Origin of the sequence: Bradyrhizobium sp. cf659 (assembly GCF_900113725.1) — a bacterium.
Classification (GTDB): domain Bacteria; phylum Pseudomonadota; class Alphaproteobacteria; order Rhizobiales; family Xanthobacteraceae; genus Bradyrhizobium.
Genome location: NZ_FOQJ01000016.1, coordinates 16,063 through 41,620, shown reverse-complemented (window position 1 = coordinate 41,620; position 25,558 = coordinate 16,063). Strand labels below are relative to the sequence as shown.

Genomic DNA, 25,558 nt, shown 5'->3' with positions numbered 1-25,558 from the left:
CTGCAGGGGACCAAGGGGCCTGTGAATAGCCCTCCCGGGGCAACTTAAGAATTGTGGCACGGCCTGTGCCGCTATATAGGCTTGAGTAAGCTGGGTACCACTCAAGGGTGCCGATTTCCGTATTATTCCTGCGCAGAGCCAAACCAGTGACCGACCATTGCCGCCTTTGCCATTCGACCAACCTGCGACCGGTCATCGACCTCGGACAGATGCCGATTGCGCATCGACTTCGGCACAGCCGGAACGAGCAGGAGGAACGGTATCCGTTCGAGGTGCTCGCCTGCGGCGATTGCGGTCTGCCGCAGATCGTCAAGCCGATCGATCCCGACATCCTGTATCGCCAGTTCAACTACAATTTCAGCAGCTGGAAGCCTGAGCCGCACCAGGTCGACGAGCTCGATACCATCGCGAAATTCTCGAGCCATCAATCCGTGTTCGAGATCGGCTGCAATGACGGCCTGTTCATGGACAAGCTGCGCGAGCGCGGCGCGAAGGTTTTGGTCGGCGTCGAGCCCAACCCGGTGTCGGGCAAGATCGCCCGCGAGCGCGGCATCAAGGTCTATGCCGACATGATCAGCCCGGCACTGTGTCACGACGCGGTCGCCCAGGCCGGCCAGTTCGACCTCGTCGTCTCGCGCCAGGTGCTGGAGCACATCGTCGACTTCGAGAACTTTTTCGACTGCGTCAAGATCGCGCTGCGCGACGACGGCCTGCTGTTCATCGACGTGCCGGATTTCGCGCCCGGCTCGACGGTCGGCGACCTCTCCGTCCTCTGGGAGGAACACGTCAGCTATTTCACCGAACCGACCCTGGTCGCGCTGCTGGCGCGCCACGGCTTCGAGGCGGTGTCCGTGAAGAAATACAATTTCAGCGGCGGCAGCCTCGCGATCGCGGCCCGCCGTGCGACGCGCGACGTGACGCCGCCGCCCGCCCCTGCGGGCGTCGGCGAGAAGTTCGGCCAGCGCGCGAGGGAGTATGGAGCGCGCCTCCGCCCGATCCTCGCCAAGGCTCGCGCCAATGGTGCCGAGATCGCCATCTACGGTGCGGGCTGCCGCGCCTGCACCTTCACCAACGCGCACGAACTGGCTGATCTCGTCGACCTCTCGGTCGACGACCAGAAGGAGCGCCAGGGGCTGTTCCTGCCCGGCACCGGGATCCCGATCCGCTCGCCGGAGGAACTCGCCGGCAAGTCGAATGCGCTCGTCTGCCTCCTTGCCGTGAACGAGGAGAACGAAGCCAAGGTCAGCAGCCGGCTGCGCGAAAACGTGAAGCGCCCGCTGCACATCGTCTCGATCTTCGCGCCCTCCGATATCTGGAGCGAGCTCGACCGCCTTGAGGCGGCCGCAGGGTCGCGGCATGGCTGAGGACAAGCTCTTCAACTACTACGAACGTCAGGACGTCCTGCCGACGTTCGGGAATTTCAAGTCGGCCGCTGAACTTGCGGCCTATGCTGGCCAGCGGCGCGAACTCTTTTCAGACAAGCTCGTGCTGCCTCCGCGGCTGTTCCGCGATGCCGAGGTCCTCGAGTTCGGTCCTGATTCCGGTGAGAACGCGCTGGTGTTTGCCGGCTGGGGCGCGAACATGACGCTCGCCGAACCGAACCGGCATGCGCACCCGAAGATCCAGGCCTACTTCGCGCATTTCGGCCAGGCGGAACGTCTTCGCGAACTCGCATTGTCCGACGTCGAGGGATTTCGCAGCGACCGCCGTTTCGACATCATCGACGCCGAAGGGTTCATCTACACGGTGCAGCCGAGCGAAAAATGGCTCGGCATCTTCCACCGGCTGCTCAATCCCGACGGTTACGCCGTCGTTTCCTATTACGAACGTTATGGCGGCTTCTTCGAGCTCGCACTCAAGGCGATCCATGCCGCCGGCAAGGCCCTGACGGGCCGCCCCGCGCCGGAGACGGCGAAGCTGCTGTTCGAGCCGAAGTGGAACAGCATTCCGCACACCCGCAGCTTCGAATCCTGGCTGATGGACGTGCTTGAGAATCCGTTCGTGCGGCACCGCTACTTCCTCGATGCGGGGGCCCTCTGTACGGCGGCGCACGAGCAGGGATTCGACATCCATTCGGCATGGCCCGCCTATCGCGACAGCCTGGACGTCTACTGGCACAAGAAGGTCCTGTCGACGGACGAGAAGCTGCGTCGCGCCACACGCCATCTCGACCGCAGCCGCCTGAGCTTCCTCGGGGGACGGAAGCTCTATCTGGTCGGCCAGGCCGACGCGGTGAGCGCGATCTCGGCTTCGATCGAAGCGCTGGTGCTCGATGTGGACAGAATGATCGACGAGCCCCTCGGCGACAGCCTGCCCCGCGTGATCGCGAGCCTCGCCTCGTTACGCGAGACGATCCTGACGACGGATATTCTCGCCGACGATGCTTCCGACATCGAAGCCATCACGGCAACGCTCGACAGTTTCCATCGCATCTTCAGCGCGATCGGGCGACGGGATGCGTCCGCGGTTGCCGCCCTCACCCAGTCGGATCCGGCGTTCATCGGCACCTGGGGGCAGCCGGCGCATTTCCTCGTCGTCCGGAAGCGCTTCGAGGGATCGTAGCCAGTGAGGCCAGGCATTGGCATCATCGGAACGGGCATGGTCGGCCAGATGTGCCACCTCGCCAATTTCGCCGCCAATCCCGCCTGCCGCGTCGTTGCGATCGCCGATCTCCGGCCTGACCTGGCGACCGCCGCGGCGAAGAAATTCGGCATCCCCCGGACCTACGGCACGCACCGGGAGCTGCTCGCGGACAGCGAGGTATCCGCCGTCGTCGTCGTGACCAAGCGTCGCGCCACCGGCCCGATCGTGCTGGATGCCTTGAACAGCGGCCGGCACGTGCTGTCGGAGAAGCCGATGGCCTACACGACGGTTCAGGCTGCGTCGCTGGTCGAAGCCGCGCGGCGACAGCGCCTCGTCTACAGCATCGGCTACATGAAGCGTCATGACGCCGGCGTGGCGCGCGCGCTGGCCGAACTGCGGCGTCTGCGCACAGACGGCTCGCTCGGACGCGTTGTCGGAGCAAGGGGCTGGTGCTTCGGCGGCGACACCGGCCGATCGCACGACAATTTCGTCATGACCCGCGAAACCCGGCCGGACGGGCTCGAGCTCTGGCAGGATGGTCCCGACTGGATGCCGGGCACGATGCGGCCCGGCTACGACAATTTTCTGAACGTGTTCAGCCATATCATCAATCTCGCGCGCTACATGCTCGGACCGTCGCCGGCAGTCGCCGAAAGCACCCTCGAGAACTCGGGAGCTGCGCGCATAACCCTCGACTTCGACGGCGTCGCGTGCACGCTGGATCTCGTGAATGGATCCGAAGGTGCCTGGCGCGAGGGATTGACGATCGATTTTGAGCGGGGCGCATTGAGCATCGAATTGCCCCCGCCCTTTGCCGAACAGGAGGCAGAGGTCATCCTCGACCAGGGCGGACAACGCACGCGGCTGGTGCGCGAAGGGAGCTGGGCGTTTCGGCGTCAGGCCGACGCCTTCGTCGCCGACATCGTCAAGCAAGGAACGCCCCTGGCCTCCGGCGAAGATTCTGTGGCCGACATCGCTCTCGCCGAGGCGATCTGGAAGCGGCGCGTCAGCGGCTAGGCATCGCATCCGCCTTCGAACGATCGAGCGGCGTTATTCCCGCGATCGGCCCCGGCTTGATGGTGACCTCTGCCAGTTCACGCAGAAACTGTGAAACGTCGCAGCGCGACAGCAGCCGGCATGCGTAGTACTTGCGCACCAGAGCCTGGTTCGGCGCGGCCGCAGGGCCCGGCTGGAACGAAATCGTCGCCTGCGGCCCCGACGGATCGAGATGATGGAACGCACTTCCCGGCGCCGTCCGCGCCACTTCCATTTCCTGTAGGACGGTCGGCCGCTCGGCGCGCAGGGAAAATCCGAAGAAGGGCTGATTGCCCCAGGCAAGGCGGAGCATGCCGGTGACCTCGGCCAGGCCGAACAGAACGTGGCGTGACGGATAGTCGACGAAACCGTCATCGAGCGCGAACACCGTTGCGGCCGGCTGGGTCCGGCTGGCGAGGTCGTTCGCGAGAGCCTCCTGCTTCAGCGTCCGCGCCTGCATGAAGACGTAGACGTTCCACAGCTGTCCGATCGACAGCACCGCCCCCAGTCCGAACACGACCACGAAGGCTGCCTTTGGCCCGATCGCTCGTTCGACCCATCGTTTGAGAGCAAGAAGGGTCAATGCCGACGGCAGGCCGAACATCAGCAGATGGCGGCTCTCATAGAAGTGCGAGCTGGAGGGCCGTGATCCCGCGACCAGATAAGGGAGCGATAACGCCAGAAACGAAACCACTGCGAGCGAGAGCGGGGCAGCAATCGCATATCCGGTTGCGGTCGGCCCTGTCTCGGCGCGCAGCAGGAACAGGCCGGCGCCGACGAGGAGCACAGCCACAACGAGTGGCGCGGGTGCATCGATCGTCATCTTGATCGCGCTGGTCACGACGTCCCAATAGGCGGTGACGAAGAACGTCTTCCATCCGTTCGCCAATTCGCCGAACGTCGGCAGATGAGCGTTGTAATGCTGAGCATAGACGCCGGTACGTTTGAACCAGACGTTGAGCACGCCCCAATAGACCAAGGGCAGCACCGCCAGCTCCGGATAGCGGGTCATGCAATACCAGGCCGCGCGCCATGTGCGCTGAATCAGGCCTTTCGCCTCGTCGCCGCTGCGCCATACCGCAATGAAGAGGCCCGCAAGCACGAATGCGTACAGCATGATCGTCGAATTGAGTGCAAAGCTCAGCAGGAACACGAGTGCACACGCCATCCGGAGCAGCACGCACCGCATGCCTTGCGCGCTGAAGGCCAGCATCAGCAGCCATGCCCCGATGAACACCAACCCAAAGCTGAACACGTAGACCGCGTTCGCCTTGCCCGCCCAGAGCTGATAGCCGGGATAGGTCCAGACGATCAGTGCGAAGCCGACCGCCTCCGCACGGCCGAGCAGACCGAGACGCGTTGCAGTCAGAGCCAGGCACATCGCGCCGAAGAAAATTCCGGCGAGCGCCAGCAAGACCATCACGGCGATCGGCGCGCCGGTCCAGTTGGCGAAGGTGTCGTAGCTGAAGAAGATCGGATGGCCCGCGCCGCTCAGGAGAAAATCGATGTCGATCATGAAGTCCGGACGCGGCTTGAGCACCAGCCAGTCGTCCATGAAGAGGCCGTCGTTCAGCAGCATCGGCGCATGCGCGACCAGCAGCAACGCCAACAGAACGACTGTCGCGCGCAGCGTTGCGGATGTGCTGAGACGGGAGAGAGACGGCATCGGCGGCAAGAATTCGCACGCCTACCTGGCCGCCGCAAGAGCCGGATGACGGGCTCCCAATTGGTCATTGACCCCCAAAATGCGACCTCCTATAGACACCGCACAGGTTAGGCAGCACCGAGGCGTCCAAGGCGATTTTCCGCGATGAACTTCCTACCGGGCCCGGCACAGACCACTGCGATTTGTCTCAGTGTCGCGCTTCCGCTGCTGTTGCTGTGCTATGCACGTATCGCCATTGGCGGAGCCGGCCGCCGTTTTCGGCTGGGCTGTCTCAGCGTTATCGCACTTTTCGTGATCACCTGTATCGCGATTCCCGGTCCACGGCATCTCGACGATTTGGTCAGCGGCCTCTTCCTCCTGGCGACCGCGATGATGCTTTGCTACGTCCTGTTCAGCCTGCTGGCCTGGGGCTTTACCCTGACGCTGCTCACGGCGCTCGTCCAGGCCGGACGTCCCCTCACCTCGGAGCAATGGGCTGCCGCCTACATGCAGGGGGGAGATCTCGGCACCTTCGCGCACAATCGATTGAAGCTCCTGATCGGTTCGGGAATGGTGACGACGGCCGACGGCAAATTGGCCCCGACGGCCAAGGGGCTCGCGGTGGCGCATCTCGTCAAACTCGTTCGTTTCTCAACGGGTCTTGGATAGCGGCCACGATGTCATTCGCCGTCGGTCTCATCGCTGCCGTCGCATTTGCCCTGCTGGCGCCCGCCATGCAGTTCATCGCTCGTGTTCAGGGCTGGTCGCTTGCACCGGTGATCCTGCTCGCGATCGCCGCGGTCGTTTCGCATCTTCTCGGCGTGCTGCTCGGCGTGTTGACCCTCCCGCAATTCCGCTATTGGGACGCCGCATCGATCTTCGGCTTTGGCGTCATGGGTTACGTTTTCGCGTTTGGAGCAGTCTACAAATCGGTCTCGCTGGACATCCTGCTTGGTCTAGTCGACCGGCCCGGCCGGCAGGCTCCGCTGTCGGACGTCCTGGAACGGCAGGTTCCAGGTCTGTTCCAGGGGCGGACCAAGATCTTGATCGACGGCGGCCTGGTCGAACAGGTCGGCTCGCGCTTTGCCGCGACGGCGGCAGGGCAGATCCTGGCAAAACGGATCGGGCGGCTGCGCCATGCCTTCGGTATCGGCGACACCGGGCTCTACGATTTCCCCGACTAGTTGCCCGAATGCAACGTAGTTGCGTTGACCTGACCTGTGGGACCGATATTGTTGGCCGCACCCCCGATCACCCAGGGGTTGTGGGTAGGGTTCCAACAGTAAGAGTGGCCGGCAACGGCGGTATGCGATGACACCTTCCAGGGCGGCAAAAAGGCTTACGATCGTCATCCCTGCGCTGAATGAGCAGGACAAGATCGCCGATACCATCGACGGCGTGCTGCCGCTCGCGCGCGAATTGCTGGACGATTTCGAGATCTTCCTGATCGACGACGGCAGCACCGATGCCACCGGCGCGATCATGGACGAGTTCGCGGCCAGGGAGCCGCGGATCATCGTGCATCACAACGCCGAGCGGAAGGGCGTCGGTGCCGGCTTCGAATACGCCCTGGCGCGCGCGAAATTCGATGCCATCACCCTCATTCCAGGCGATCATGCCTTTCAGAACGAAGGCATCGCCAGGATGTTCAAGGCGACGGGCGCCGCCGACATCGTCATCACCTATCGCGACAACCAGTCGGACCGCTCCGTCAACCGCTCGATCCAGTCGCATTCGCTGCGCTTCATCCTGAACTGCCTGTTCGGCTTCTGGCTGTCCGACTACCACAGCATGATCGTCTACCCCGTGAGATGGCTGCGCCAGATCGCGGTCAAGGCCGACGGCTACGGCTATCAGATCTGTGCGTTGATCTCGCTGCTCCAGCTCGGCCTCACCCACGTCCAGGTCCCCGTGAGCCTGAACGCGGAGCTGAAGGGGTCATCGCGTGCGCTGCGGCTGCACACCTATTTCGAGCTCGTCGGGACCATCGTCTCGCTGCTCCGCCGCGTTCCGATTCGGGATGTCGATCTCGATCAGGTTCCGGCCAACGCCGGGCCGACCCCCGCACGCTGATCCCCGGCCGAGGCCCCGATCACGGTCGACGACCGCGAGCGCCTGCCGGGGAGATGTTGTCCCCATCCGGCCGATTCTAGTCTAAATGGTTGATTTCGCTGGCAGGAGTGGCAGGGCTCGAACCTGCGACCCCCGGTTTTGGAGACCGGTGCTCTACCAATTGAGCTACACTCCTACGGACCCTGCGTCGCCTTAGGATCACGGCCGCTTTCAAGCACAGGGGACGGCCGGATTGCAAGGGAGAAGCGCGCTGGCTTCGCTTGTTTGTGCCGCGCCTTCTGGGCCACAGTTCGCTCCCGATAATAATGCGCCCCGGGAGTGACCATGACCGCGACAGCCGCCCTTAGCCCCACAACCGCGCCGAAAACTCCGCCTTTGCCCGAGGCCAAGCCCGAGACGCTGGGCCTGTCGCGGCCGCGCCTCCAGGCGATGTCGGACGCGTTCAAGCGCGAGATCGACAAGGGAACGGTGCCCGGCATCACCGTGCTGGTGGCCCGCCGCGGCCAGGTCGGCTGGTTCGAGGCGCTGGGCCGCCAGAGCCCGGCCGCATCAGCGCCGATGGCGCCTGATTCGATCTTCCGCATCTTCTCGATGACCAAGCCGATCGTCTCGGTCGCCGTCATGGCGCTGGTCGAGGACGGCCACCTCCTGCTCGGCGATCCCGTTGCCAAGTTCATCCCGGCGTTTGCCGACCAGAAGGTCGGGATCGTCAGCGGCGGCAAGCTGGACCTGGTTCCACCGAGGCGCCCGATGACGGTGCAGGACCTGCTCCGCCACACCTCCGGCCTGACCTACGAGCACCAGGGCGACGGCCCCGTGCACAAGATCTACCAGGACTCGCGGGTGCGCAGCCGCAAGATCACCAATGCCGAGCACGCGGCACTGGTGGCGAGCTTCCCGCTGGTCTGCCACCCCGGCGACGAGTTCAACTACAGCCGCTCCACCGACATCCTCGGCCGCATCGTCGAGGTCGTCAGCGGCAAGCCGCTCGGCGCGTTCTTGACCGAGCGCGTCCTGGCCCCGCTCCAGATGGCCGAGACCGGCTTTGCCACCGGCGAGGCCAATGCCGGCCGGCTCGCCGAGCCGTTCGCGGCCGATCCCTGGACCGGCGACAAGGTCGCGCTGTTCAACATGCTGGAACAGCCGGTGATGGAATCCGGCGGCGGCGGCCTCGTCTCCACCACGATGGACTACGCCCGCTTCGCGCTGATGCTGCGCAATGGCGGCACGCTCGACGGCAACAGGATCATCGGCCGCAAGACGCTGGAGCTGATGGCCTCCGACCACCTCGGACCCGAGGTGAAGACCAACGGCACCCTGCTCTCGCCCGGTCACGGCTTCGGCCTCGGCTTCGCCGTGCGCCGCGAGGCCGGCATCGCGCCCTTCCCCGGCAGCGTCGGCCAGTATTTCTGGAGCGGCATCGCGGGGACGTTCTTCTGGATCGACCCGAAGGAGGATCTGTTCGCGGTGTTCATGAGCCAGGGTCCGGGCCAGCGCGACTACACGCGCACGCTGGTGCGGGACCTGGTGTACGCGGCGGTGGATTGAGGTCCTTCTGACGCGCGACGCCGCATCCACATTCGCCGTCATGCCCCGCCACCGGGTCTCGCCTTCGGCGAGCCCGATGACAGGCTCCGGCGGGGCATCCAGTACGCCGCGGCGGTCGTTCGTTCACACAACTGCGGCCGCGGAGTACTGGATCGCCCGCCTTCGCGGGCGATGACACCGATGATGGGGCGCGGCGCTTGCCCCCTTCCTCGAGCAGCGCGTCAGCTAGCCAATCGCGGCCTCAACTGATCGTCGCGCCGCCGTCGATCACCATGGTCTGGCCGGTCATGAAGTCGCCGGCCTTCGAGCCCAGGAACACGGCCGCGCCGGCGATCTCGTCGGGGATGCCGATGCGGAGCAGCGGCGAGCGCGAGGTCGAGGCCTTCAGGTTCTCCGGATTGTCCCACAACGCCTTGGCGAAATCGGTCTTGATCAGGCCGGGCGCGATGCAGTTCACGCGGATGTTGTGCTTGCCGTATTCGCAGGCGAGGTTGCGCGCGAGCTGCATGTCGGCGGCCTTCGAGATCGCGTAGGCGCCGAGGATGGTCGAGCCTTTGAGGCCGCCGATCGAGGAGACGATGATGATCGAGCCGTCCTTGCGCTCGATCATCTGCGGCACCACCATCGAGATCAACCAGTTGTTGGCGACGATGTTGTTGTCGAGGATCTTTCTGAACTGATCGTCGGAGATGCCGGCGAGCGGACCGTAATACGGGTTCGATGCGGCGTTGCACACCAGCACGTCGATCTTGCCGAAGGCGCGGTTGCTCTCGTCGATCAGGTTTTGCAGATTTTCCTTCGACGAGATGTTGGCCGCGATCGCGACCGCGGTGCCCTTGCCGAACTTGTCGTTGATCCCCTTCGCGACCTGGTCGCAGACGTCGGCCTTGCGCGAGGAGATCACGACCTTGGCGCCGTGCTCGGCCATGCGCTCGGCGATCGCGAGCCCGATGCCGCGAGTCGAGCCGGTGATGACGGCAACTTTCCCCTTCATGTCGAACAAGGTCATGTTTCTCTCCCAGATTGATCTTCGTATTCAATATCGTTACGCGGCGATGCGAAGCATCGAACTATGGTGCGCAATTGCGCACCTGAGGTCTGGTCCTTCGGACCATCCCGGGATGACAGCTCACTCAGGCGAGCTTCTTGACTTCAGGTCCCGCAAGCTGGTGCATCGCCGCGTGCGCATCATCCGCGATCCACGGCTGCTGATTGACCATCGGCAGCCGCCAGACCATGCGCTCGGGACTGGCAAAATAGTCGAGCCGCGTCACCGAGCAATTGTCGATGTCGAACGACAGCCCCCGCTCCGGCTGGCCATCGAGCGCGAGCCCCAGCGCGGCCTTGATGGTGCCGCCGTGCGCGACCGCGACGATGTCCTGCCCCGCCGCCTCGGTGTTGATCCGCTCGATGGTGCGGCGCGTGCGGTTGTAGAGATCCATGAAGCTTTCGCCGCCGGGCGCGGGCTCGTTGATGTCGGCGAACCAGCTGGTGCCGACGGGACGGCTGGCGATGAACTGGGCGCGGTTCATGCCCTGCCAGCGGCCAAGATTCTGCTCGGCAAGGTCCGTTTCCCACTTCATCGACGCAGGCCTTGGAAAGCCGGCCGCCCAGATCGCTTCGGCCGTTTGATGCGTCCGCATCAGATTGCTCGAATACCAGACCGCCTTGCGTGGCAGCACCTTGGCAACAGCATTGAACACATAGGTGTCGCTGGTGTCGCAGGCGATATCGCTCTGCCCGTAGATGTTGCCGCCGTCATTGCGCACCGGCGCGTGACGGACCCACCACCACCGTGTCGTGACCACATTCGGCTTGTCTGCGCCTGCCATCGAAACCCTTCCATCCCGTGTAATGTCGCTGTACGTCAGGTGTGAACGTGTCTCAAGACACTTTACCGTTTGAAATCTTGTTTGAAATTCCGTCGCGCGGCAAGCGTCGTGCGCGAGCCAAAGGGAGAAACGCATGGGCCGCCTGCAAGACAAATCCGTCATCATCACAGGCGCCGGCAGCGGCATCGGCCGCGCCGCTGCGCTGCTGTTCACCAGGGAAGGCGCCAGGCTGATCGCGGTCGATCGCACCGAGGCGGTGAAGGAGACTGTCGAGGAGGTGAAGAAGGCCGGCGGTGTCGCGGAAGCGATGATCGCGGATGCGGGTTCCGAGAAGGATGTGATCGCGGTCATCGACAAGGCGGTGAAGACGCACGGCCGGCTCGACGTGATCTGGGCCAATGCCGGCGTCTCCGGCGGGCTCGTCCCGCTCGGCGAGCAAACCGTCGAGCACTGGCAGGAGGTGCTGCGCGTCAATCTGATCGGACCGTTCCTCGCGGTGAAGCACGCGATGCCGCACATGGTGAAGCAGCAGTCCGGCGCGATCGTGCTGACCGCGTCCGTCGCGGGCCTCAAGGCCGGCGCCAGCGGCCATCCCTATGCGGCGAGCAAGGCCGGCGTGATTTCCCTGGTGCAGACCGCCGCCTATTCGCTCACCGGCACCGGCGTGCGTATCAACGCGGTCTGCCCGGGCCTGATCGAAACCGGCATGACGAAACCGATCTTCGACCGCGCCAAGGAGCGTGGCACCCAAAACAAGATCGGCCAGCTCAATCCGCTGAAGCGCCCCGGCCAGCCGCACGAGCTCGCGGCGATGGGGCTGTTCCTGGCGAGCGACGAAGCCTCGTATGTCAACGGCCAGGCGTTCCCGGTGGACGGCGGCCTGACCGCGTCGATGCCGTATACGGGCAAGCCGGTTTAGCAAAGTCGCTCTCCACGTTGATGATGGCCGGGCGAGCCCGGCCATTTTCGGACCGGCGTTTTGCGCGAGACCGCGGCAACACCCTCGCTGTCGTCCTGGCGAAAGCCAGGACCCATAGCCACCGAACTTGGTTGCTGCGAACGCTGGTGGCCACGTCGTGCTTCGACCACGCTGACCGGGGTAATGGGTCCTGGCATTCGCCAGGACGACGGTGGGGGATAAGGCGCAAACTGCATCACCACCGTCATTGCGAGCGCAGCGAAGCAATCCAGAGTCCCTCCGCGGAAAGATTCTGGATTGCTTCGCTGCGCTCGCAATGACGGAGTGTGGGAGACAACACCCGTTCCTCTCGTGTCCCGGACGCGCTGCAACGCCTCTTGGCGTTGCTGCGCAGAGCCGGGACCCAGGATGCGACGAGATCGCCGACGCCTGGGCCCCGGCTCTGCAGCGCACCGCTAAAGTAGCGCTGCGCTGCGTCCGGGGCACGAGACCGTTGTTCATCGATAGACATAGCTGTTCATCCTCGCGGCATGTTTCGCCCGAGCTTTGCTTCGTCGCGTCACGCCCAATGAAAGAGGGCGCAGGGAAGGCCGGGAGCCGGTTGGCTCCCATTGGCCGCCATGCCAAACGCGGATTGCGCTACGATGCACAGCGGGAAACAGGGCAACCGGAGCATCCCGGCCTTCCCTGCGCGATGGTTGGAACGGCTTATGTCGCGCTCTCCCCGGGGAGCGATGCACTATTGCCCCCGTCGCCTTACGGATGGCTGATGCGCGGGTCCGGTTGAACCACACACATCACCGCAAGACTTGGCGCACAGACCCCGGGCGCCAGGACGACACGATTTGGCCGTACGCCGATCACACCGGTCGTGCGCGCGATGGTCTCGCTCACGGTTGCCCGCCCTGCGATGCGTTTCGCGCCGATGTGACCCACGTCCACCGCCGCCCGGCCCGCGTTCGTGACGATCGCGATACGCCCCTCTTCCTTGGGCCGGAGTGCGCGCACTATCCGCCAATTCCGAATTTCGGTAAAGTGGAATATTTTGCGACCGCGCGTTGACCGGCATCTTGCGTGTCTTGCCCGTCGGGCAACGCAAGGGATTGTAGCCCGGATGAGCGCAGCGACATCCGGGATTCTCGGCACGAGCTGTCCCGGGTATCGCTCCGCTCACCCGGGCTACGGGTCTGCAGGTTGGCGCCGGCGGCCCGCCTCATTCGGGCCGAATGGTCCCGGCCTGATGTTGCCGGGCGGTGACAGATTCCGTTCGATCGAACCGCTAATGTCATTGGCTCGGTTTGTTTGAGGAATGACGATGCACGTTTTTGCAGGCATGAACCAGAACCTGCTCGGTGCGCGTGTCGAGGTCAGGCTCGGATGGTGAGGCTGGATTTGGCCATGCGCGTGCGGAAATATCTCGGCCTCGCTTTGGGCGTGGTGGTCGCCTTGTCGCTGGCGGTCATGAGCTCGACCATGGCCGAAGACGACAAGGCCGCCGCCAAGCAGCAGCCGCAGCTTCCCGTCAGCGCCGAGCAGGCGCTGTACCTGATCCGCTCCACGCTGCTGACGCTGAACGATGCCAACCGCACCGGCAACTATTCGGTGCTGCGCGACCTCGCCGCGCCCGACTTCCAGGCCAGGAACAGCGCCGCCGATCTCGCGCTGGGCTTCACCGACCTGCGGCGGCGGAATTTCGACCTGTTCTCGGTGGCGCTTGCCGCACCGCAGCTCTCGACGCCGCCTTATCTCGATCCCAACAAGATGCTGCGCCTGACAGGATTCTTTCCGACCCGCCCGCTCCAGATCAATTTCGACCTGACGTTCCAGAACGTCGCCAACCAGTGGCGGCCCTACGGCATTTCGGTCGCAACGCCGCAAGCGCCGCCGGAAACCGCCGCGGCGCCGGCGCCCGCCCCGGCCAAGAAGAACGCGGCCCAGAAGAACTGAGCGCATTCGGACGGCCGACCTGGCTCGCCCGCCCGCCCAGCGGGTTTGCACGTCGTACCGTTCCGTTGGTATGGTTCGTGCAGGCGGCAGAGCCGACCACCACCCCTCCCATCACATGATCCCGAGAATGCTGGACACAAGACCCGACCGGATTCGCAAGCTCCTCGCCGACCTCGTCGGCTTCGACACCGTCAGCGACCGCACCAACCTGCCCCTGATCGCCCATATCGAAAGCTACCTCGCCGCGCTCGGCGTCGGCTTTGAGCGCATCGTCGACGAGACCGGGCAGAAGGCCTCGCTGTGGGTCACCATCGGGCCGGAGGACCGCCCGGGCCTCGTGCTGTCGGGCCACACCGACGTCGTGCCTGTCGTGGGCCAGGACTGGAGCCACGATCCGTTCAAGCTGGTCGAGCGCGACGGCAGGCTCTACGGCCGCGGCACCACCGACATGAAGGGCTTTGTCGCGGTGTGCCTTGCCATGGTGCCGGAGATGCTGGAGGCCAAGCTCAAGACGCCGATTCATCTGGCGATCTCCTATGACGAAGAGATCGGCTGCGTCGGCGTGCGGCCGATGCTCGGCGAGGTCGCCAAGAAGAAGGTCAGGCCACTCGGCTGCTTCGTCGGCGAGCCGACGCAGATGCAGGTCATTATCGGCCACAAGGGCAAGCACGGCGTGCGCGCCACCTTCCGCGGGCTCGCCCGCCACTCCTCGATCGCGCCCGACGGCGTCAACGCGATCGAATATGCCGCCGAGCTGATCGTCGAGATCCGCCGCCGCGCGGTGCAACTCGCAGGCAAGAGATCAACGGACAGCCTCTACGACGTTCCGCACTCGACGCTGCTCACCAGCATCGTCCATGGCGGCGCCGCGCTGAACATCGTGCCCGATCTCTGCACGGTGGATTTCGAATGCCGCGGCATCGGCATCACCGAGTCGCGCGAGGTGACGGATGCGATCGTCGCCTGGGCCAAGGCCGAGATCGAGCCGGCGATGAGGGCGCGGCATCCGGAATGCGGCATCGATTTCGAGGAGATCCTCGATTATCCCGCGCTCGACACCGCCGCCGACGCTGCCATCGTCACGCTGGCCAAGAGCCTTGCGGGGCGCAACGACCACGCCAAGGTCGCCTTCGGCACCGAGGCGAGCCTGTTCGCCAGCATGGCCGAGATCCCCTCGGTGGTGATCGGCCCCGGCGCGATCGCGCAGGCGCACACGCCGGACGAGTTCGTCGAGATGTCGGAGCTGTTGAAATGCGCGGGCTTCGTCGAGAAGCTGATCGCGCATTGTGCGAAGGGCTGATGCATAGGGCGGGTTAGCCCTACAGATGCGCGAGGCGGATCTGCTCGGCCGCCAGTTTGCGCGAACTGATTGCGAGGACTCCGAGCTCCATCCTCGTCATTGCGAGGAGCTCTTGCGACGAAGCAATCCAGTCTGCCACCGCGGAAAGATTCTGGATTGCTTCGCTTCGCTCGCAATGACGGAGGGAACGAGCGCTCCTCATCATCGGTGTCATGCCCCGCCTTGTGCGCAATTGCGCACTGGGGCGGGGCATCCAGTACGCCGCGGCAGCTCGATTCGAGCAGCGCCGCCTCTGGAATACTGGATTGCCCGCCTTCGCGGGCAATGACGCAGAGAGTGTGGGGACGGCCTGTAACCCGCATGAGCGACTTGTCCGCCGTAGCTCGAAGAGCGAAGGCGGAAGCGACATGCGGGACGACCTGCCCCGGATATCGCTGCGCTCATCCGGGCTACGGGAGCGCACCGCGCCTCAGCGCTCCTGCAATGCCAGCCGCACGCCGACGGCGCAGTAGATGGTCCCGACCACTTTGCCCTGCCACTTCACGACGGCCGGATGGCGGCGCAGGAAATTGCCGAGACGACCGGCACCCACGGCGAACACGACGGTGCTCAACAAGCCGAGCAGCACGAAAACGATGCCGAGGATCGCAAGCTGAAGCGCGGTCCCGCCGTGTTCCGGCCGGACGAACTGAGGCAGGAACGCCAGGAAGAACAGCGCGGTCTTGGGATTGAGCACCTCGGTCAGCACGGCCTCGCGGAATGCACGACCTGCGCTGATCGTGGGCGCTCCGCCGTTCAGAGCGATCGGTGCCTTGTCGAGCATGGCGCGAATGCCGAGATAAATCAGGAACGCGGCCCCCGCATATTTGACGATGCTGAACAGGAGCGCCGAAGTGGCGATGATCGCCGAGAGGCCGACGATCGCCATGCTGGTGTGGATCACGTCACCCGCCGCAATCCCCGCGCCCGTCGCGATACCCACCTTCGTTCCGGAGCTTGCGGCGCGCGCCATGGTGAGCAGCGTGGCCGGACCGGGAATGAAGACGAAGCCGAGCACGATGAGGATGTAGGTGATGAGAGTGGTGTGGTCGATCATGGGCGTGGTCCCGAGGGCCGTTAGCGTAACAGGCTGAGCGAGGGCGAATAGTCCACCGGCACGAGCAGGCGATCCTCGATCTGGCCCACCATCAGTCCATGCTCGGCGTGAGTGACCCGCTTGATCTCGGCCCATTCGGCGTCCGCCATGAACGCCGCCCACGCCGACGTCTTGACGGCCTCGTCGGGCCACTCCAGGAGATAGGCGAATTCGGTGCGATCACCGTGTTTCGTCTCCCACATCGCCACTATCCGGAAGCCATATCTGGTTCGCATGATGCGGGCGGCGTGATCGCGAAACCGGGCGTGGAACGCGGCCTTGTTCTTCTCGAAGATCTCGTAGATGCGCAGTTGCTGGATCATGATCAGTCTCCGTGCCCCGCGGAGATAGGATCGGAGCGCGGGATGTCAAAGGTCGCGAAGTTGTAGGTATCCGCGAAGGCGGTGGGCACGGCGCGAAACGCGCGCCTTTGCCCACCCTACGGAAGCTGTCATGCCCCGCGAAGGCGGGGCATCCAGTACGCCGCGGCCTCACGGTTCAAGCACTGCCGCCTCTGGAATACTGGATTGCCCGCTTTCGCGGGCAATGACACCAAGTGCCTGGCGGGATGTGAACCACAAACGAAAAAGCGCGGCCACATGGCCGCGCCGTCGCATTTCCTTACACCGCCCCCGCCTTCTGCGCGTATTCCCACGACGCCTGCGACAGCGGCACGGTGCGCTTGGCGGATTCGAGCGCCTTGGCGTTGGCGGCGGTGCCGTCGCGGATGCGGCCGGCGATGCCTTGCGTGATGCCGGCGAGGCGGAACAGGTTGTAGGAGAAGTACCAGTTGAGATCCGGCACGCTCATCCCGGTCGCGTTGCAATAGATCTGCGCGGCCTCCTCCAGGCTTGGAATGTTGAGCGCCTTGAGGTCGACGCCCTGCAGGCCCGGCATGATCCACTGCATGAGCAGATAGGTGAAGTCAGCCATGGGATCGCCGAGCGTCGACAGCTCCCAGTCCAGCACGGCCTGCACGCGCGGTTCCGTCGCGTGGAAAATCATGTTGTCGAGCCGGTAGTCGCCGTGCACGATCGAGACGCGCGCCTGTTCCGGCACGGTCTTGGGCAGCCATTCGGCGACCTTCTCGAACTCCGGAATGTGCTGGGTTTCGGAGGCGCGATATTGCTTGGTCCAGCGGTCGATCTGGCGCGCGAAATAGTTTCCGGGCTTGCCGAAATCGCCAAGGCCGATCGCGACGGGGTCGAACATGTGGAGCTTTGCCAGCGTCTCGATCTTGCTGGTGAAGATCTTGCGACGCGCATCGCCATCCTGGCTCGGCAGCGCCGGATCCCAGAACACCCGGCCCTCCTCCATCGACATGATGTAGAAGGCCGCGCCGATGACGCCGTCGTCCTGGCACAGCGCATAGGCGCGCGCGACCGGAAAGCCCTGTTTTCCCAGCGCCGCGATCACGCGATATTCGCGATCGACCGCATGCGCCGACGGCAGCAATTTGCCGAACGGCTTGCGGCGCATCACGTAGGAACGCTTCGGCGTGTTCAGCCGATAGGTCGGGTTGGACTGGCCGCCCTTGAACTGGAGGACGACCAGCGGTCCTTCATAGCCTTCGACGTTGTCGCGCATCCACGCCTCGAGGCGCAGCTCGTCGAAACGATGCCGCTCCTCGACCGGCTTGGTGCCCGAGAACTCCTCGTCTTTCCTGACGCCGTCGGCCACGATGACGCTCCCTCTTTTCTCATTTTCCGTCATTCCGGGATGGTCCGAAGGACCAGACCCGGAATCTCGAGATTCCGGGTTCGATGCTATGCATCGCCCCGGAATGACGGTGTGGGGAGCGACACGTCGCCCTCCCCCATCTTAGTGCGTGGAAGAGTTTGCATACTTCCGAACTTCAAGTCTGGCAATGGCGCGGTTGTGCACCTCGTCCGGACCGTCGGCGAGCCTGAGCGTGCGGATGTGGGCGTAGTCCTTGGCAAGGCCGGCCTCGTCGGAGACACCGGCGCCGCCAAAGGCCTGGATCGCCTGATCGATGATCTTCAGCGCCATGTTGGGGCCTGCGACCTTGATCATGGCGATCTCGAGCTGCGCCGCCTTGTTGCCGACCTTGTCCATCATGTCGGCGGCCTTGAGGCACAGCAAACGGTTCATCTCGATGTCGGTGCGCGCCTCGCCGATGCGCTGCTCCCACACCGAATGCTCGATGATCTTCTTGCCGAACGCGGTGCGCGAGGAGAGCCGCTTCACCATTTTCTCCAGCGCCTCCTCGGCCTTGCCGATGGTGCGCATGCAGTGGTGGATACGGCCGGGACCGAGGCGGCCCTGCGCGATCTCGAAGCCGCGGCCCTCGCCGAGCAGGATGTTCTCCTTCGGCACCCGCACGTTGTCGAGCAGCACCTGGGCATGGCCGTGCGGCGCGTCGTCGAAGCCGAAGACGGGGAGCATCTTCTCGACCTTGATGCCGGGCGTGTCGAGCGGAACCAGGATCTGCGACTGCTGCTGGTGCTTGGCCGCCTTCGGATCGGTCTTGCCCATCAGGATCGCGATCTTGCAGCGGGGATCGCCGACGCCGGACGACCACCATTTGCGGCCGTTGATGACGTAGTGATCGCCGTCCTTCTCGATGCGGGTCTCGATGTTGGTGGCATCCGACGAGGCCACTGCCGGTTCCGTCATCAGGAAGGCCGAGCGGATCTCGCCGTCCATCAGCGGCCGCAGCCATTTGCGCTTCTGCTCCTTGCTGGCGTAGCGGATGAACACTTCCATGTTGCCGGTGTCGGGCGCGGAACAGTTGAACACTTCGGAGGCCCAGGTGATGCGGCCCATCTCTTCCGACAGCAGCGCGTATTCGAGATTGGTCAATCCCGCGCCGCGGAATTCGTCGTCCTCATGCTCGGACGGCGGCATGAACATGTTCCAGAGGCCTTCGGCCTTCGCCTTCTTCTTGAGGTCCTCCAGGATCGGGATCACCTTCCAGCGCTCGCCGGTGCGATCCTGCTCGTCATAGACCGGCACCGCCGGACGCACGTGCTTGGCCATGAAGGACCGCACGCGGTCGAGCCATTCCTTCTGCTTGGGGGACAGATCGAAATCCATGGGACGCTCCTCGTTTCTCTCTTCGAACCTGTTTTGCGCCGGACTGTCCTCCCGCCGCGCGCGACCCGCAAGCGTGAATGCGCGCGGCTTGCGAAGCTTCAGGCCTGATCGCAGTTGCGAACGAGTCCCGATTGCGGATTGACTTTTCCCGGCCTTCAAACGATAGTTTCATACAACTGTTTGAATAGCAACTCCCCTCGGCACTTCGCGCCGTCCTCGTCATTCCGGGGCGACGCGAAGCGTCGAACCCGGAATCCAGAAGTTGCGGCGCGAGATTCCGGGTTCGCGACGTTGTCGCGCCCCGGAATGACGGGATAAAGAGCCATGGCCAGCGATCATACGAGGTCTGCCATTCTCGCCGCCGCCGAACGGCTCTACGCCGATCGCGGCTTCGGCGACGTGACGCTGCGCGACATCGTCGCGGAGGCCAATGTCAACCTCGCGGCGGTGAACTATCATTTCGGCTCGAAGGACGAATTGATCGCGGAACTGTTCGTCTCCCGCTCGATCGCCACCAACCGCGAACGCCTGCGCGAATTGAAGGCGGCGGAAGAAGAAGGCGGCGGCCGCGCGCCGATCGAGGTGATCCTGCGCGCCCTCGTCGGCCCCACCTTGCGCGGCTGCCTCGGACCCGAGAACCAGCGCTCGACGGCGGCGCGCTTCATGATCCGCGCCTCGATCGAATCCGTGCCGCCGATCCGCCGCATCAAGAACCGCGAGATCGACCATCTGCGCAAATTCGCCGGCGCGATGCGCAGGTCCCTGCCCGACCGCAGCGACGTCGATATTTACTGGGGCCTCAACTTCGCGCTCGCCATGGCGCACCACACCATCCGCGAGAGCGAACGGCTGACGAAACTGTCGGAAGGCAAATGCGATCTCGACGACGTCGAGGACGTGGTTGCACGCGTGGTCAGCGTGGCGACGATGGCGCTGACGGCGGGCAAGGTCGAGGCCAAGGCGCCGGCACGGCTCGCTGCGCGTTAGCGAAGAACCGTAGCCACGCCAATGCTGCGCTCCCTCGCCCCGTTCTACGGGGAGAGGGTTGGGGTGAGGGGCTTCTCTCCGCGCGTGAGATTGTCGACGGACCTGTACCCCCTCACCCGGATTGCATCTTCGATGCAATCCGACCTCTCCCCGCAAGCGGGGCGAGGTAAGCAAGCGACCGCACGCCTCACATCATCGCGATGCAGTCGATCTCGACGTCGAAGGGGGCGAACCATTCCGGCGTGCAGACGAAGATCCGCGCCGGCGGATCGATCGGGAAATAGCGCGCATAGACCGCGTTGAACGCGGCGAAGTGCTTCGTCGAGGTGCAGTAGACATTGCACTTCATGACGTTGTCGAGGGAGGCGCCGGCCGTCTGAAGGCACAGCTTCATCTGCTCCATGATGATCTCGCTCTGCCGCTCGATCGGCGCGGATGCGATCTCGCCGGTTTCAGGATCGAATGGCGGCAGCCCGGCGACGAAGATCATGTTGCCGGCGCGCGTCACCGGCGAGGTCGGCGCCTTCCAGCGGTCGAGAAAGGACGAGATCGGTTCGACGCGGAGCGCTTCGCGTTTCATGGGCGGCCACCTTCGGTTCGAGCGACACTGGCGCCTTGCTACATTATATTGCAGCCGGCATGTTTCGCTTCTGATCGAAGTGTGGTCGTCGCGGGGTCAGGCCCGCTGCGGCATCTCCTCGGCCTCTTCCTTGGCGAGCAGCAGCAGCATCTCGATGCCCATCTCGCCTTCCTGCGGCGAGCGGATGAACTTGATTTCGTCGGCGCTTTGCCGCAGCGCAGCAATGATGGCGACGGCCTGATTGGCGGTTGCCGCCTCGGTTGCCAGAACTGCCTTCTGGTTCTTGGCCTGGAACCCGATCGTATAGGACATGCGCTTCCCTCCCGGAACTCGTAGGGAGATCGAATCAGAGTCGGACGCGAAGCGGAAGCCTGTGTGAGTACGGACCGGGTTTATCTGGGGATTGCGCGCAAGCCTCAGGCAAGGCCGAGCATCGCGCGCGCCTCATTTGCAGTCGCGACGCTCGCACCCATGCTCCCCAGGATGCCCGCGGCATGCGCAACCAGCTCGGCATTGGTCTTCGCCAGCACGCCCTTGGACAAATAGAGATTGTCCTCCATGCCGACACGGACATGGCCGCCGAGCAGAAAGGCCTGCGCCACCATCGGGAATTCGGCGCGGCCGATGCCGAAGCCGGACCAGATCGCGCCCGGCGGCAGCAGGCTGCGGGCGTAGAACATCGTCTCCGGCGTCGCCGAGAAGCCGTATTTGACCCCGAGCACGAGGGAGAACAGGCCCGGCCCCTTCAGCGTGCCGTCGGCGAACAGGTCGCGCGCCAGATGGCAGTCGCCGGAATCGAACAGCTCGATCTCCGGAAGCACGCCGGCCGCCTTCATGCGCTCGGCCATGACGCGGACGTTGCGCGGCGTGTTGATCACGACCTCGCCGCCGGAGTTCATGGTGTTGAGATCGAGCGTGCAGATGTCGGGCTTGAGCAGCTCGACATGCTCGACGCGCTTTTCGGGCTGGAGCAGCGTGGTGCCGGGCCCTGCGATGCGGGGATCCTCGATTGAAGGGACGAAGCGTCCGCCGGGACCGGTGGTCAGGTTGATGACGAGACTCTTGTTCCGCGCGCGGATCTTCTCCACTACCTCGCGGTAGAGGTCGATCGACATCGAGGGCCGCCCCGTCGCGGGATCGCGCACGTGGATGTGGGCGATAGCGGCGCCGGCTTCGGCCGCTTCCAGCGCGGAGGTCGCGATCTGCTCGGGCGTGATCGGCAGATACGGCGACTGCTCGGGTTTCGTCAGGTTGCCGGTGATGGCGCAGGTGATGATGGTCTTGCCGGTCATATGATGTGATCCCCAATGTCACGTGCCACAAGCGCCGGCCCTCTTCCTTCTCCCCTTGTGGGAGAAGGTGGCGCGAAGCGCCGGATGAGGGGTCTGTCTCGACGCGCTCAACTGACGGTGTAGCGCGCGGAGAGAACCCCTCACCCGTCTCGCCGCTATCGCGGCGAGCCACCCTCTCCCACAAGGGGAGAGGGAAAGCTCGCGCGCCGCTTCATCGAAGCTAGATAATACCCTGCTGCTTCAGCGTCTCGATCTTCCCGGCGTCATAGCCGAGCTTGCCGCCGAGCACCTCCTGGGTGTGCTCGCCGAGCAGCGGCGGGGCGCGGTAATTCTTGATCGGGGTTTCCGAGAAGGTCAGCGCGTTGCGGATCAGCGACAGCTCCGGCTCGAACTTGTGCTCGGTCTTCACCCGCATGCCGCGCGACTGGACGTGCGGATCGTTGAACACCTGCTCGAAATTGTTGATCGGACCTGACGGTACGCCGGCCTCCTCCAGCTTCTCCAGCCAGTAGGCCACCGGCTTCTTCAGGAACAGGCCGGCGAAGATCGCCATGATCTCCTTGCCGTGCACGACACGGTCGTTGTTCTTGACGAAGCGCTTGTCGCTGGCGAGCTCGGGCTCGCCGAGCACCGCGCAGGTGCGCTGGAACTGGCCGTCATTGCCGACCACCAGCATCAGCTCGCCGTCGGTGCAACGGAACACGCCGGCCGGCATGCCGCCATTGCCCCAGGTGCCGCGGCGCGGCGGTGTCTTGCCGTTGACGAGGTAGATCTGGAGCCAGTGGCTGAGCGAGGCAATCACGGTGTCGAGCAGGCAGACGTCGAGATGCTGTCCGACGCCCCCATTGGCGTCGCGATGGTAGAGCGCCGAGAGGATGCCGATCGAGGTGTTCATGCCGGTCATGTAGTCGACGATCGAGGGACCGACCTTCATCGGGCCCTCGCCCGGCTCGCCGTCCATATGGCCGGTGACGCTCATCAGGCCGCCCATCGCCTGGAGGATGGCGTCATAGCCGGCGCGCGGCGCGTAAGGTCCGGTCTGGCCGAAGCCGGTCACCGAGCAATAGATGATGCCGGGGTTGATCGCCTTGATGGTCTCGTAGTCGAGGCCGTAGCGCTTGAGATCGCCGACCTTGTAGTTCTCCATGAAGACGTCGACGTCCTTGGCGAGCTCACGGATGATCGCCTGTCCCTCGGGCTTGGCGATGTTGACCGTGACCGACTTCTTGTTGCGGTTGGCGCAGAGATAGAACGAGTTGTTGTTGTTCGCCTTGCCCTCGGGGTCGGTCAGATAAGGCGGCCCGAAGGCGCGCGCGTCGTCGCCGGTGCCCGGCCGCTCGATCTTGATGACCTCCGCGCCGAGATCGCCCAGCATCTGGGCCGACAGGGGCCCGGCGAGCACACGGGTGAGGTCAAGGATCTTGATGCCTGAGAGCGGCAAGGCCGACATGTCGATTTCCTCCGGGGAACTGGATCTTGGCGCGGCGGCCATAGGCCGCGGCCGCGCTCCCTGCGGATACACCATTTTCGCAGCCTGAGCACTGCACTGGCGGCATGCCGCCATCCCCCGCTCCGGCGGCGGCAACCAGCCGACGGCGTCGAATTCCGCGTGGCGAATATCGTACCGGCCGCGGCTGGCTAGAACCTGACGCTCACGCCGCCACGCACGGACTGAAAGCGCGGATGCTGCTCGTAAGATCCGCCGACAGCGGGCCAATCGAAGCGCGTGGTGCCGAAATCGCTGTAGCGATATTCCAGCCGTGCCGTGACGCGATTGGTCAGCGCCACCTCGCCACCGGCGCCCACGGTCCATCCGGTCTTCGTAATATTGGCGTCTGCGGACGGGAATGCCACGGGATCACTCGCATTCCAGTGGTACTTCAGCTCGGTGAAGGCGACACCGCCTGTCACATACAGCAGCAGTCGCTCCGTCGGTGTAAAGCCGAGCCGCCCGCGAACCGAGGCTTCCCAATCCTTGCGAGCGCTGAACACCAGCCCGAAACCAGGGGATACAACGTCACTGACCCGGCCGACATCCACATCGCCCTCGATGCCGAGCACCAGCCGGTCAAACTGATGATTGTAGCCGACATGCACGCCGCCAAAGCCGCCGCTCGGCCTGAAATCCTGGCTGAAGCCGGTCGGCGGGCCGCCGAGGTTGAACTCGATGGTGCGGTCGCGGCTCCATTCGTAGCCGCCCTGGGCGCCCACATAAAAGCCGGTCCAACTGAGAGGTGGCGTGACGACAGCGCTCGGCGCTTTCACGGGCAAAACGAGAAGAAGGCGGCAGGCAATGCACAGCGACTGAGGCGAGCCGCCACATCTGCATGGTAGGCGCGACCGAAGCGCTCAGACAGGTCTCACGCGGCAGCCGCCGAGGCGACTCGCGGCCGGCGACGGCCGAGCAGAACCAGGATCAGCACGGTCGCGCAGGAAAACACCAGGGTCAGGCCCAGCGCGGCGCGGCCGCCGAACTGGGTCAGCAGAGCGGCTAGGAGTGGCGGCGAGATCGCGGAGGCCAGATTGAGCGGCAGCGCGATCATCGACATCGCCTTGGCGAACTCGGCCTGGTCGTAGAACACGAGCGGGATGGTTGCCCGCGCCACCGCCATGGCGCCGCTGCCGGCGCCATAGAGCAGGATGAAGACCGCGACCGCCCAGGTCGCCCCCTCGCTCAGCATCAGCAGCAGCATGGCGACGGGGAGCGCCGTGCCGGCGACAAGCCCGGTCGTGATTCCGTCCCACCGCCCGCCGCCGAGGAAGTCCAGCCCGCGGGCGCTGACCTGGATCACGCCAAGCATCGAACCGAAGGCGATGGCCTGGGCCGGCGCCAGCCCTTCCGCCCGCAGCAGCTCGATGAGCACGGCGCCGAGACCAAAATTCACGAAGGCGTTCAGCGTGATCGCGATGACGACCAGATTGAAGGTGCCGCGCGGAATCGCAGGCGCATCAGAGGGTTTTGCAGCCGAGCCGCCTTCGTCCTTCACACTATTCCGGCGCGGCGCGCCGAAGACGTAGAGCGGAAGCGAGACCAGGATCAGCATGGCTGCGTAGACGAGGCAGGTGCCCCGCCAGCCGAAATGGCCGCTGAGAAACGAGGTGGCCGGCCAGAAGATGCTGCTGGAGAGGCCCGTCACCAGCATCAGCGCGCCGATGGCGTTCTTGGCCTGGCGCCCGGCAACCTCGTTGAGCATGATATAGGCACCGGTCGACAGCGTGGCGCTGCCGCCCATGCCGAGAATGACCCAGGCCACGAAATAGAGCATCGGCTCGCGCGCGAAATACAGAGCGACGTAGCCCGGCACGGCCACAACGGTGCCCACCATCATCACCTTGCGTGCGCCGTGCCGCGCAAACGCCTTGGCGAGCCAGGGCGCGCACAGCCCCATGGTGACATAAAGCGTGGAGGTGCCCGCAAACACCATCGGCAGGCTCATGCCGAGATCGGCCGCAAGGTCGCGGCCGACGATCGGCGGAAGGCCGATCGTTCCCCATCCGATGAGCTGGGTGATTGCAAGCACCAGCAGGACCCCGATGAGCCTGCCGTCAGATTTCAAGAACCGCATTCCAAACGTCGCCTGCCCGGCAGGCGCCGATCACGCCTGTGGGCATGTCTTAGCCGGAG

Annotated in this window: 24 protein-coding genes and 1 tRNA gene; 11 read left to right on the top strand and 14 right to left on the bottom strand. The window is 64.6% G+C overall.

What is annotated here, in order from left to right; all coding sequences use genetic code 11:
* Window positions 1-146 precede the first annotated feature (146 nt).
* Genes BM118_RS37220 through BM118_RS37210 form a run of 3 tightly spaced genes read left to right on the top strand, consistent with a single transcriptional unit; the run spans window position 147 to window position 3,600 of the window.
* A complete protein-coding gene (locus tag BM118_RS37220; protein ID WP_177235036.1) occupies window positions 147-1,364 on the top strand; it encodes a class I SAM-dependent methyltransferase in 1,218 nt (405 codons plus the stop codon).
* Window positions 1,357-2,562, top strand: a complete 1,206-nt coding sequence (locus BM118_RS37215; RefSeq protein WP_092192633.1) for a class I SAM-dependent methyltransferase — start codon at window positions 1,357-1,359, stop codon at window positions 2,560-2,562. Before BM118_RS37220 ends, BM118_RS37215 begins: the two co-directional genes overlap by 8 nt.
* 3 nt (window positions 2,563-2,565) lie before the next feature.
* Window positions 2,566-3,600 carry a Gfo/Idh/MocA family protein gene (locus BM118_RS37210; RefSeq protein ID WP_092192631.1) on the top strand — a complete coding sequence of 345 codons (1,035 nt, stop codon included), beginning with the start codon at window positions 2,566-2,568 and terminating at the stop codon, window positions 3,598-3,600.
* Here the strand turns inward: BM118_RS37210 and BM118_RS37205 are convergent.
* Window positions 3,590-5,284 carry a hypothetical protein gene (locus BM118_RS37205; protein WP_092192629.1) on the bottom strand — a complete coding sequence of 565 codons (1,695 nt, stop codon included), beginning with the start codon at window positions 5,282-5,284 and terminating at the stop codon, window positions 3,590-3,592. The genes BM118_RS37210 and BM118_RS37205 overlap by 11 nt on opposite strands.
* 144 nt (window positions 5,285-5,428) lie before the next feature.
* On the opposite strand from BM118_RS37205, the gene BM118_RS37200 reads away from it, so the two are divergent.
* The 3 genes from BM118_RS37200 (at window position 5,429) to BM118_RS37190 (ending at window position 7,336) form a co-directional block, all read left to right on the top strand.
* Window positions 5,429-5,932 carry a hypothetical protein gene (locus BM118_RS37200; protein WP_092192627.1) on the top strand — a complete coding sequence of 168 codons (504 nt, stop codon included), beginning with the start codon at window positions 5,429-5,431 and terminating at the stop codon, window positions 5,930-5,932.
* A gap of 8 nt (window positions 5,933-5,940) precedes the next feature.
* Window positions 5,941-6,447, top strand: a complete 507-nt coding sequence (locus BM118_RS37195; RefSeq protein ID WP_092192625.1) for a hypothetical protein — start codon at window positions 5,941-5,943, stop codon at window positions 6,445-6,447.
* A gap of 127 nt (window positions 6,448-6,574) precedes the next feature.
* Complete coding sequence (locus tag BM118_RS37190) at window positions 6,575-7,336, top strand: glycosyltransferase family 2 protein (protein ID WP_092192623.1); 762 nt, start codon at window positions 6,575-6,577, stop codon at window positions 7,334-7,336.
* A gap of 99 nt (window positions 7,337-7,435) precedes the next feature.
* Here BM118_RS37190 and BM118_RS37185 read toward each other — a convergent pair.
* Window positions 7,436-7,511, bottom strand: a tRNA-Trp gene (locus tag BM118_RS37185).
* Between the two features lie 149 nt (window positions 7,512-7,660).
* Between BM118_RS37185 and BM118_RS37180 the strand changes: the two genes are divergently transcribed.
* Window positions 7,661-8,884 (top strand): serine hydrolase domain-containing protein, encoded by a 1,224-nt coding sequence (locus tag BM118_RS37180; protein WP_092192621.1) that lies wholly within the window; start codon window positions 7,661-7,663, stop codon window positions 8,882-8,884.
* Window positions 8,885-9,125: 241 nt separating this feature from the next.
* Here the strand turns inward: BM118_RS37180 and BM118_RS37175 are convergent, their stop codons facing one another.
* Both BM118_RS37175 and BM118_RS37170 read right to left on the bottom strand, forming a co-directional pair.
* The gene (locus BM118_RS37175) at window positions 9,126-9,893 is read right to left on the bottom strand and encodes an SDR family NAD(P)-dependent oxidoreductase (protein WP_014494484.1); all 768 of its coding nucleotides are present in this window, start codon (window positions 9,891-9,893) and stop codon (window positions 9,126-9,128) included.
* A gap of 124 nt (window positions 9,894-10,017) precedes the next feature.
* Window positions 10,018-10,716 carry a histidine phosphatase family protein gene (locus BM118_RS37170; RefSeq protein WP_177235035.1) on the bottom strand — a complete coding sequence of 233 codons (699 nt, stop codon included), beginning with the start codon at window positions 10,714-10,716 and terminating at the stop codon, window positions 10,018-10,020.
* 133 nt (window positions 10,717-10,849) lie between these two features.
* On the opposite strand from BM118_RS37170, the gene BM118_RS37165 reads away from it, so the two are divergent.
* From BM118_RS37165 to argE, 3 genes are all read left to right on the top strand, one after another.
* A complete protein-coding gene (locus tag BM118_RS37165) occupies window positions 10,850-11,635 on the top strand; it encodes an SDR family NAD(P)-dependent oxidoreductase (RefSeq protein ID WP_092192617.1) in 786 nt (261 codons plus the stop codon).
* Window positions 11,636-13,033: 1,398 nt separating this feature from the next.
* Window positions 13,034-13,582, top strand: a complete 549-nt coding sequence (locus tag BM118_RS37155; protein WP_244550326.1) for a hypothetical protein — start codon at window positions 13,034-13,036, stop codon at window positions 13,580-13,582.
* Between the two features lie 127 nt (window positions 13,583-13,709).
* Window positions 13,710-14,882: an acetylornithine deacetylase gene (gene argE / locus BM118_RS37150; RefSeq protein WP_177235034.1), complete on the top strand. Its 1,173-nt coding sequence runs from the start codon at window positions 13,710-13,712 to the stop codon at window positions 14,880-14,882.
* Window positions 14,883-15,351: 469 nt separating this feature from the next.
* Here argE and BM118_RS37140 read toward each other — a convergent pair whose 3' ends face one another.
* The 4 genes from BM118_RS37140 to BM118_RS37125 form a co-directional block, all read right to left on the bottom strand.
* Entirely contained in the window at window positions 15,352-15,978 is a 627-nt protein-coding gene (locus tag BM118_RS37140) for a LysE family translocator (protein WP_092192611.1), read from the bottom strand.
* A 20-nt stretch (window positions 15,979-15,998) separates the two neighbouring features.
* Window positions 15,999-16,340, bottom strand: coding sequence for an NIPSNAP family protein (locus tag BM118_RS37135; protein ID WP_092192609.1), 342 nt, complete (start codon window positions 16,338-16,340; stop codon window positions 15,999-16,001).
* A 298-nt stretch (window positions 16,341-16,638) separates the two neighbouring features.
* Complete coding sequence (locus BM118_RS37130; RefSeq protein WP_092192750.1) at window positions 16,639-17,697, bottom strand: phosphotransferase family protein; 1,059 nt, start codon at window positions 17,695-17,697, stop codon at window positions 16,639-16,641.
* 141 nt (window positions 17,698-17,838) lie between these two features.
* Window positions 17,839-19,074 (bottom strand): acyl-CoA dehydrogenase family protein, encoded by a 1,236-nt coding sequence (locus BM118_RS37125; RefSeq protein ID WP_092192607.1) that lies wholly within the window; start codon window positions 19,072-19,074, stop codon window positions 17,839-17,841.
* Between the two features lie 324 nt (window positions 19,075-19,398).
* On the opposite strand from BM118_RS37125, the gene BM118_RS37120 reads away from it, so the two are divergent.
* Window positions 19,399-20,061, top strand: a complete 663-nt coding sequence (locus tag BM118_RS37120; protein WP_092192605.1) for a TetR/AcrR family transcriptional regulator — start codon at window positions 19,399-19,401, stop codon at window positions 20,059-20,061.
* A gap of 187 nt (window positions 20,062-20,248) precedes the next feature.
* Here BM118_RS37120 and BM118_RS37115 read toward each other — a convergent pair whose 3' ends face one another.
* The 6 genes from BM118_RS37115 to BM118_RS37090 all read right to left on the bottom strand — a co-directional run bounded on the left by BM118_RS37115 (window position 20,249) and on the right by BM118_RS37090 (window position 25,499).
* Window positions 20,249-20,641: a RidA family protein gene (locus BM118_RS37115; RefSeq protein WP_092192604.1), complete on the bottom strand. Its 393-nt coding sequence runs from the start codon at window positions 20,639-20,641 to the stop codon at window positions 20,249-20,251.
* Between the two features lie 96 nt (window positions 20,642-20,737).
* Entirely contained in the window at window positions 20,738-20,953 is a 216-nt protein-coding gene (locus BM118_RS37110) for a hypothetical protein (RefSeq protein ID WP_092192602.1), read from the bottom strand.
* A 104-nt stretch (window positions 20,954-21,057) separates the two neighbouring features.
* Window positions 21,058-21,933 carry a beta-keto acid cleavage family enzyme gene (locus BM118_RS37105; RefSeq protein WP_092192600.1) on the bottom strand — a complete coding sequence of 292 codons (876 nt, stop codon included), beginning with the start codon at window positions 21,931-21,933 and terminating at the stop codon, window positions 21,058-21,060.
* Between the two features lie 220 nt (window positions 21,934-22,153).
* Complete coding sequence (locus tag BM118_RS37100; RefSeq protein WP_092192598.1) at window positions 22,154-23,383, bottom strand: CaiB/BaiF CoA transferase family protein; 1,230 nt, start codon at window positions 23,381-23,383, stop codon at window positions 22,154-22,156.
* Between the two features lie 188 nt (window positions 23,384-23,571).
* Window positions 23,572-24,198 carry an outer membrane protein gene (locus tag BM118_RS37095; RefSeq protein ID WP_177235033.1) on the bottom strand — a complete coding sequence of 209 codons (627 nt, stop codon included), beginning with the start codon at window positions 24,196-24,198 and terminating at the stop codon, window positions 23,572-23,574.
* Window positions 24,199-24,293: 95 nt separating this feature from the next.
* Window positions 24,294-25,499: an MFS transporter gene (locus BM118_RS37090; protein ID WP_092192594.1), complete on the bottom strand. Its 1,206-nt coding sequence runs from the start codon at window positions 25,497-25,499 to the stop codon at window positions 24,294-24,296.
* Window positions 25,500-25,558: the final 59 nt, after the last annotated feature.

Bases quoted from the DNA above. Each gene is read 5' to 3' on its own strand.
- BM118_RS37215 (WP_092192633.1), top strand. From the start codon at position 1,357: ATGGCTGAGGACAAGCTCTTCAACTACTACGAACGTCAGGACGTCCTG.
- BM118_RS37205 (WP_092192629.1), bottom strand. From the start codon at position 5,284: ATGCCGTCTCTCTCCCGTCTCAGCACATCCGCAACGCTGCGCGCGACA.
- BM118_RS37200 (WP_092192627.1), top strand. From the start codon at position 5,429: ATGAACTTCCTACCGGGCCCGGCACAGACCACTGCGATTTGTCTCAGT.
- BM118_RS37195 (WP_092192625.1), top strand. From the start codon at position 5,941: ATGTCATTCGCCGTCGGTCTCATCGCTGCCGTCGCATTTGCCCTGCTG.
- BM118_RS37190 (WP_092192623.1), top strand. From the start codon at position 6,575: ATGACACCTTCCAGGGCGGCAAAAAGGCTTACGATCGTCATCCCTGCG.
- BM118_RS37180 (WP_092192621.1), top strand. From the start codon at position 7,661: ATGACCGCGACAGCCGCCCTTAGCCCCACAACCGCGCCGAAAACTCCG.
- BM118_RS37175 (WP_014494484.1), bottom strand. From the start codon at position 9,893: ATGACCTTGTTCGACATGAAGGGGAAAGTTGCCGTCATCACCGGCTCG.
- BM118_RS37170 (WP_177235035.1), bottom strand. From the start codon at position 10,716: ATGGCAGGCGCAGACAAGCCGAATGTGGTCACGACACGGTGGTGGTGG.
- BM118_RS37165 (WP_092192617.1), top strand. From the start codon at position 10,850: ATGGGCCGCCTGCAAGACAAATCCGTCATCATCACAGGCGCCGGCAGC.
- BM118_RS37155 (WP_244550326.1), top strand. From the start codon at position 13,034: ATGCGCGTGCGGAAATATCTCGGCCTCGCTTTGGGCGTGGTGGTCGCC.
- argE (WP_177235034.1), top strand. From the start codon at position 13,710: ATGCTGGACACAAGACCCGACCGGATTCGCAAGCTCCTCGCCGACCTC.
- BM118_RS37140 (WP_092192611.1), bottom strand. From the start codon at position 15,978: ATGATCGACCACACCACTCTCATCACCTACATCCTCATCGTGCTCGGC.
- BM118_RS37135 (WP_092192609.1), bottom strand. From the start codon at position 16,340: ATGATCCAGCAACTGCGCATCTACGAGATCTTCGAGAAGAACAAGGCC.
- BM118_RS37125 (WP_092192607.1), bottom strand. From the start codon at position 19,074: ATGGATTTCGATCTGTCCCCCAAGCAGAAGGAATGGCTCGACCGCGTG.
- BM118_RS37120 (WP_092192605.1), top strand. From the start codon at position 19,399: ATGGCCAGCGATCATACGAGGTCTGCCATTCTCGCCGCCGCCGAACGG.
- BM118_RS37115 (WP_092192604.1), bottom strand. From the start codon at position 20,641: ATGAAACGCGAAGCGCTCCGCGTCGAACCGATCTCGTCCTTTCTCGAC.
- BM118_RS37110 (WP_092192602.1), bottom strand. From the start codon at position 20,953: ATGTCCTATACGATCGGGTTCCAGGCCAAGAACCAGAAGGCAGTTCTG.
- BM118_RS37105 (WP_092192600.1), bottom strand. From the start codon at position 21,933: ATGACCGGCAAGACCATCATCACCTGCGCCATCACCGGCAACCTGACG.
- BM118_RS37100 (WP_092192598.1), bottom strand. From the start codon at position 23,383: ATGTCGGCCTTGCCGCTCTCAGGCATCAAGATCCTTGACCTCACCCGT.
- BM118_RS37090 (WP_092192594.1), bottom strand. From the start codon at position 25,499: ATGCGGTTCTTGAAATCTGACGGCAGGCTCATCGGGGTCCTGCTGGTG.